Raw genomic sequence first — 7,227 nt, forward strand, 5'->3', positions numbered from 1 at the left:
ACGCCTTTAAGGCGTTGCCAGTAACATGCCCTTACAGGGCTGAGTCAAACCACCCGTTGAACGGGTGGTCTGTGATTCATCATATTCATTAAGCAGGCAGATGTGTAAGGCACCGTTTAAGCGCTGTCCCTTTCTATTTCTGCAGCGATATGTGTTACAATCTTATCAGCAAACTGCAAAGAAGAGGGCGTAAATCGTGAACAAACATCCAGACATTCGAAAAAATGAGTATTGCAACGTTTATGTTGAAGACTTGACCCATGAAGGTAAAGGCGTGGCAAAAATAGACGGTTATCCGTTGTTTGTAGCCGGTGTACTCCCGGGTGAAAAAGCGACCATCCAAGTAACCAAATTAAATAAAGGATACGGATTTGGACGTCTGATCGAACTTCTGGAAAAGAGCGAGTCCCGGGTAGCGCCTGCTTGCCCCATTTACGAAGAATGCGGCGGCTGCCAGCTGCAGCACATGAGCTATCAAGGACAGCTTTTGGCAAAAGAAAAACAAGTGCGGGAAATCCTGCAGCGGATTGGAAAGCTTGATGATGTGCCGGTTCACCCTGTTTTGGGCATGGACAACCCGTGGCGATACAGGAACAAGGCGCAAGTTCCGATCGGTGAGCGCGAAGGCGGCCTTGTCGGCGGATTTTATAAGCAGCGCACACATGAAATCATCGACATGGAAGCATGCCTTATCCAAATGGAAGAAAATGATGCCGTTCTCCAAAAGTTGAAGACGGTTTGCAGTGAATTTGGACTGAGGGCGTACGATGAGAATACACATAAAGGAACGCTCCGGCACATTATGGTGCGAAGCGGCAAAGTAACAGGCCACATCATGGTCGTATTGATTACGAAAACGTCTGATATCCCAAACCGGAAAAAATTGGTAAAGACGATCGTTAATGCCATTCCCGGTGTAAAATCCATCGTCCATAACGTTAATACAAAGCGGACAAACGTCATCTTTGGCGAGCAAACCAACATCCTTTGGGGCGATGAATTCATTTACGATTACATTGGAAATATCCGATTTGCGATTTCAGCCCGCTCTTTTTACCAGGTCAACCCTGAGCAAACGAAGGTGCTGTATGATAAGGCGCTCGAATATGCCCAGCTTACCGGGCAAGAAACCGTCATCGACGCCTACTGCGGTATCGGAACCATTTCACTGTTCCTGGCACAAAAAGCGAAAAAAGTATACGGCGTCGAGATTGTACCGGAAGCGATAGAAGATGCCAGGCGGAACGCAGAGTTGAACGGTATTCACAACGTCGAATTTGCGGTAGGGGAAGCAGAGAGTGTCATTCCGAAATGGTATAAAGAAGGCGTGAAGGCCGACGTCCTCGTCGTCGACCCGCCCAGAAAAGGCTGCGACGAAACATTGTTGAAGACGATCATTGACATGAAACCTAAGAAAGTGGTGTACGTTTCGTGCAACCCGGCAACGCTCGCGCGGGATCTGCGTATACTCGAAGATGACGGCTACAAGACAATGGAAGTGCAACCCGTGGACATGTTTCCGCATACGGTGCACGTTGAGTGTGTTGTCTTGATGTCAAGGGTTGAGAAGTAGCTCTACTAAAAATACTGATAAATAAAGGGTTTCCAGACATTAGGTTTTTCTCACGGTTACTTTGCCGGAAGAAATAATGTCAGAAAACCCTTATTTTTATTGTTTGCGGTAACATATCAACTGCCTTGAAAGTGATAGGGTTGAGTTGATAGGTTAGATATATTAACAGGGTTGAGGAGACAGGATGGATGTAAATTTCCGCTTAATTTTCTTCACTGTTTTCTATTTCTTTCAATGATACCCCGTCTTTCGTTTTCCATTCTACCAGTCCATTTACGTGCCCCCCAATGACAAAGGCAGCAGCATATGATGGGCTACGAAATAAGATGTTTTCTTGAAGTATTCCATTTTCATCTATTTTGGCTTTTTGTCTGCGTTCTTTAATTCCAGGTGGAATGCTATCAGAATCTATAGTTTCTATACGACTGCCTTGTAAGACGACAAAGCCCTCGTTTGTTTGCTTACAGCTTGCCTCAATTACTTGTCCACTCTTACGACTTTTTCGCTTCATAAAGAGAAGCAATTCTTCTTCGGGAGATTCTACAGTGATAGCTGCTTTTGGTTTATCTGTTAGTGGTTCGAATAATTTGTGTCCAAGAGCGCCCATTATAATCTTAGCGTAATCAATGAACTCTTCAAGCTCACTTTCTTTTTCCTCGGTTATATTTCCTGGAGTAGGGTCGTTTCCATTCTTAACCACATACCGGTTTGCCTCTACTGCAAGTCCACAAAAGCGGTTCTCAAGATAACTTATCTCTGTGGGACCAAAGGAGTTATTGGACGTAGTGAATACAACAGCCTCTGTCCAATAATCTTTATCAGGATTTCGCTTATGTTCTATCAACCGACAGAGAAGACCCTCTCCATTTTTTCGTACTCCAGCTTGACCAATATAAACCATATTGTCGTCTGTTTGATCGGAAGTGCCAAATAAGAAGTAAACACCGCTCTGTGATAAATCTTCGCGTCCCTTGCACTTATCTAGTTCTGTTCGAGGTATTTTGTAAGCCACGCCTGTCCAATTAGCAAGAGTACACTTTATTCTCCCATTTGGTGTGCCATCCATTAAAAACAAATTTATACTTTTTCCTCGTTTAGCCATAATCCTTTACCTCTCTCGTAACAGCTTATTTGTTATTTGAATCATTGTAAGGAGTTTCAAATGGCTTTCCTTCAGGGTTATACGTTAAATTGAAAACAAGATCCGACAGCCATTTCTTAAACGAAGGATTATCATTAAACTGCTTAAATAACTCCATATTATCCGCCATTATACTAAATATAACCGACTGAAGGGCACGTTCACTTTCCATACGCGCATTTTGCTTGTCTGAATTTTTCATTGCGTTAATATAGCGCTCGTCTTTTGTAACCATTCCTGGTATTTCTAGAATTTGGCGGCGAACATTATCAGCATCGTTCCAGTCTATATTGCCGAACAAGTCATTAAATGATGAAAGAATGCTAGAAAGCAAATCCATTTCTGGCTCCACTATGCCACCTACACGACCAGCAGGTACAGGGCCAATCTCAGCGTCAGCATCATCTAATACAAGAGACATAGAATCACGAGCTTCCACTCGGTAACTATCTAAATCAATTGAATCTAGTATCCCTTGAGATAAATCATCTTCTTTGGGAGAAGGAAGTTTAGGTATTAATAAATTTAAAAATATTGATAGCTTTTCCCATTCTGCATTACCGTAAGGAAGAATAGCTCCAAGAAAGCCGTATGTTCGAACAAATGCTTTTGCTGCACTTTTGAATTCAATTTTCCCTTCGTCATCAAGCTCTTTGTAAATAGCAGTACATGCATCGAGGATAGGATCTAACCTATCACGTTCTGCACCATTTAAGTACAGTTCAACAAGCGAATCAACATGCCCACTTTCGTATACTTGATGGGATTCCATAATTGCTATGAGATCATAAAGCTTGTTCGGATCAGTTTCATTAGACAGAATAGTTGTCCGATAATATTTTGAGAATGCTGCTTCAATGGTCTCTGTTTTATTTGCAAAATCAAGTACAAAAGTATCATGTTTCTGTGGATGAGAGCGGTTCAGTCGAGATAGAGTCTGAACCGCCTTTATATCAGATAGCATTTTGTCAACGTACATTGTATGGAGTAGTGGTTCATCATAACCCGTTTGGAACATATCAGCCACTATAAGAAATCGATATGGATCCTTACGGAACACCTTCTCAATTGTATTATCTGGGAAGCCATTAATTGCTGCAGAGGTTAAAGTTTTACCACCATATTCTTTTTCCCCAGAAAAAGCAATAATAGCTTTATAAGGACTACGCCTGTCAGCAAGGCATTTATTAATTGCGTAATAGTATTCTATACAGCGCTCTATACTACTCGTAACCACCATAGCTCGCGCTTTTCCTCCGATTTTTCCTTTTGAAATAACCTGATCATGAAAGTGGTTCACCATGATTTCTGCTTTTTGTGATATGGCAAATTTATTGCTTTCTACAAATTGACGGAGTTTCTTTTGTGCTTTTTTCTTGTCAAATAAAGGATCATCTTCAATGGTTTTAGCAAGTCTGTAATAACTGTCAACAGGGGTATAGTATTTAAGTACATCTAAAATAAAACCTTCTTGAATTGCTTGCTTCATTGTATATACATGGAACGGACGATGTTTAATTTCATCTCCGTCTTGGTATGGGATACCAAACATTTCAAGGGTTTTGTTTTTCGGAGTAGCGGTAAATGCAAAATAGCTAGCGTTCTTCAGCATTTTGCGCCCTTCCATAAGACGGTTGATTTTATCTTCAAAATCTTCCTCTTCTCCAGTAACTTCACCTGATAATACAATATTCATCTTAGCCGACATGTTACCGCTCTGTGATGAATGGGCCTCGTCAATAATTATGGCAAAAGAACGCCCTTTGTGTTCTGAACCTATACTATCAAGAATAATAGGGAACTTATGTACAGTAGTTATTATAATCTTCTTACCGCCATTGATTGCTTTCCTTAAATCATCAGAGTGTTCTGCCCATGCTACAGTGCTAGAAACCTGCATAAATTGTTTTATCGTATCTCGAATTTGTTTATCAAGTATTACACGGTCTGTAACAACTACCACAGAGTCAATGATGGCTTTTCCATTCTTTTCGAGCCCTACGAGTTGATGAGCCAGCCATGCAATAGAATTTGATTTTCCACTACCAGCACTATGTTGAATTAAGTATCTTTGGCCAACACCATTATGTCGTACATCTGCGAGGAGACTTTCAACAGCAGACAGTTGATGGTAACGTGGGAAAATTTGTGTATATGTTTTCTTTTTTGTTTCCTGGTCTACTTTTTCAACAACTTGAGCGTAATTTTCGATTATATGTGCAAGCATATACTTTTCAAGGATGTCCTTCCATAAATAATCTGTCATTATACCAGAAGGATTTGGAGGGTTGCCGGCCCCATCATTGTACCCTTTGTCAAATGGCAAGAACCAGGAAGCTTTACCATCAAGCTTAGTACAGAACTTGACCCTTGCATCATCTACTGCAAAATGAACCATACAGCGTTTAAATTGGAAAAGCAGTTCCTTTGGATCACGATCGGTTTTATATTGATATACTGCATCATCAACATTCTGCTTTGTAAGTTGATTTTTAAGCTCGCATGTTATAACCGGCAAGCCATTGATAAAAATGCACAGATCAAGGGCAAGACGAGTCGCATCCTTTGAATATTGGAGTTGTCGTGTAACGCTGAAAATATTTTGCTCAAATAGCGCTTTTGCTTTTATGTTCTTCTCACTTGGTGTAAGATAAAACATAACCAGGTCGGCAGGATAAACCTTAATTCCATTACGAAGTACATCAATAATTCCGCGTTTTGCTATTTCACCACGCAGTCGGTTTAGAAACTGAGCCTTTTTTAAGTCGCTTTTAAATACACCGAGCTTTTCCATTTCATCCGGCTGCGTTGCTGAAAGAAAACGGAATAGACGTGTTTCATCAATAGCATAGTCTCGGTTATAGTCAGCATTGCTTCCTTGCTCATAACCGTTTTGATTTACAAGCCAATCTACAATCAAAGATTCCAGACCACTTTCTCGTGTATTAGTAGCAGTCATTTATTCCACCTCCGTTCTTGTTATAACAATGGATTAATAAATTGAATTAGCGCCGTAATTGCCGCAGCAAACTCAGCGGTTCCTTTTAGCATTTTCAATCCGGAAACTGCAGTTTTTATAAAACCTTTTCTAGGGTTTTCAGATTTTATTTCTTCTTCTATAACTTCTAAATTGCTATTCAAAATTTCAGCATCTTCGTTTGATAAACCATCAGCAGTTTTTCTCACTGCTTGTATCAACTTTTCAAGTTGGGTAGTATCAATGCCCACTGTATTGGTTGCTGAAATGGAAGCATTGTCGTTGGCAATATTGACTTGTCCATTTTGTACTGTAATTGAATAAATAATTTTTTCATCAACTCCCATATCAATTCCTATCTTGGTTAAGTATCTTTCTATATGGTGAATTAATACCATAACAACTCGGTCGTTGAATCCTTTGATTTTGTCTTGATATTTTTTTGAAGACGAATATCCAAAGGCAACGCCTAGATGTATTTCGATGTTATTTTCAGCAATATAGTTTAAGATTGCAAAGACATTTCGAATCTCTTCTTCATCTGTATCTCCAAGAGAAAAAATACATCTTCCGTAAGAACGACTAACTTCGTCAAACTCTTGTTTCAAGTCTTGATCACAAACTCCACAAGCTATAATGTAATCAATAATAATAGGTGTATTTTTAATAAATGCAATAAATTTTGATAGCACATTTGTATAGTCGTTGAAATCAGCTTGTAGAAGACGACTAGAAATACTGTTGAAATCATACATGATTTTTCTTAAGTCTGCTCTATTCAACTTCATAATTTTTCACCCCACAAAACGGGCAGTAGCACCCGGTCATACTTAGAATAGGCTTTACTTTGGCAGTGCGCTTGCAACACGGAAATGATACGATTTCTAGAGCTTCAATGCCAGAACGAATTGGATTTTCAGGCTCATGCTTGGGACGTTTTCCAGCCTTAAAAGTAACAGGTCCTTTCCTAAATTGACGCTCCATTTTTTTAAATTCTTCGTGGATCATGTCCATCGCCTTGTTTTGCGCCATTGCCATAGCCAACTCTAATACATCCTCTGTAATGTAGTCTTCTCCTACAAGGCCACAACTTGGACAAAAAAGTTCAAGTACGCCATCGTCCTCAATATCAGAAGGAGTAGCTTTGAAGAAAGTACCACAGTTGGGGCATTGCAAAAGTATATATCCATCGTTATCTGCTGGTATAGATATTTCCATATGAAAATCGTCGCTCATGTTATTCCACCTCCATTTCTCCGTCTTCTTCATCTAAGACGAGATTATCATCAATTTCATCGTCGATAGTTTCATCAGAGTCGGCTTCATATTCAGGTATTTCGATATCACGTACATCGACTTTTCCCGTTACCACATCGGAAATAAGGCGGGTACGATATTCCTCTAAACGAGTAACTTGCTGTTTGATTGATAAAATTCCTTTATCTAATAGAGTTGTTTTGTAAGCGTCAAATAATCCCCACCTGTTTTTAGATGGGGATTTTATATATGCTTTATTTAGATTTATTTGGAACACGG

The 7,227-nt window shown here is 39.9% G+C and carries 6 protein-coding genes; 1 reads left to right on the forward strand and 5 read right to left on the reverse strand.

The window, feature by feature from the left end; all coding sequences use genetic code 11:
* Positions 1-193 precede the first annotated feature (193 nt).
* Positions 194-1,573: a 23S rRNA (uracil(1939)-C(5))-methyltransferase RlmD gene (gene rlmD / locus AB1L08_RS20805; protein ID WP_413066532.1), complete on the forward strand. Its 1,380-nt coding sequence runs from the start codon at positions 194-196 to the stop codon at positions 1,571-1,573.
* Positions 1,574-1,775: 202 nt separating this feature from the next.
* Here rlmD and AB1L08_RS20810 read toward each other — a convergent pair whose 3' ends face one another.
* The 5 genes from AB1L08_RS20810 to AB1L08_RS20830 form a co-directional block, all read right to left on the reverse strand.
* The gene (locus AB1L08_RS20810; RefSeq protein ID WP_009052922.1) at positions 1,776-2,675 is read right to left on the reverse strand and encodes a GIY-YIG nuclease family protein; all 900 of its coding nucleotides are present in this window, start codon (positions 2,673-2,675) and stop codon (positions 1,776-1,778) included.
* 25 nt (positions 2,676-2,700) lie between these two features.
* Positions 2,701-5,673: a type I restriction endonuclease subunit R gene (locus AB1L08_RS20815; RefSeq protein ID WP_216545888.1), complete on the reverse strand. Its 2,973-nt coding sequence runs from the start codon at positions 5,671-5,673 to the stop codon at positions 2,701-2,703.
* Positions 5,674-5,693: 20 nt separating this feature from the next.
* On the reverse strand, positions 5,694-6,479 hold the full coding sequence (locus AB1L08_RS20820) for a hypothetical protein (protein ID WP_198963675.1): 786 nt from the start codon (positions 6,477-6,479) through the stop codon (positions 5,694-5,696).
* The gene (locus tag AB1L08_RS20825) at positions 6,466-6,927 is read right to left on the reverse strand and encodes a TFIIB-type zinc ribbon-containing protein (protein WP_074097862.1); all 462 of its coding nucleotides are present in this window, start codon (positions 6,925-6,927) and stop codon (positions 6,466-6,468) included. Before AB1L08_RS20825 ends, AB1L08_RS20820 begins: the two co-directional genes overlap by 14 nt.
* Position 6,928: 1 nt before the next feature.
* Positions 6,929-7,227: restriction endonuclease subunit S (locus tag AB1L08_RS20830; protein WP_413066531.1), on the reverse strand; the 299-nt coding region annotated here is incomplete at its 5' end.

The organism is Siminovitchia jepli (genome assembly GCF_047228825.1).
In the GTDB taxonomy this organism is placed as follows: domain Bacteria; phylum Bacillota; class Bacilli; order Bacillales; family Bacillaceae_C; genus Siminovitchia.

Coding starts and splice junctions, on each gene's coding strand:
- AB1L08_RS20810 (WP_009052922.1), bottom strand. CDS start 2,675: ATGGCTAAACGAGGAAAAAGTATAAATTTGTTTTTAATGGATGGCACA.
- AB1L08_RS20820 (WP_198963675.1), bottom strand. CDS start 6,479: ATGAAGTTGAATAGAGCAGACTTAAGAAAAATCATGTATGATTTCAAC.
- AB1L08_RS20815 (WP_216545888.1), bottom strand. CDS start 5,673: ATGACTGCTACTAATACACGAGAAAGTGGTCTGGAATCTTTGATTGTA.
- AB1L08_RS20825 (WP_074097862.1), bottom strand. CDS start 6,927: ATGAGCGACGATTTTCATATGGAAATATCTATACCAGCAGATAACGAT.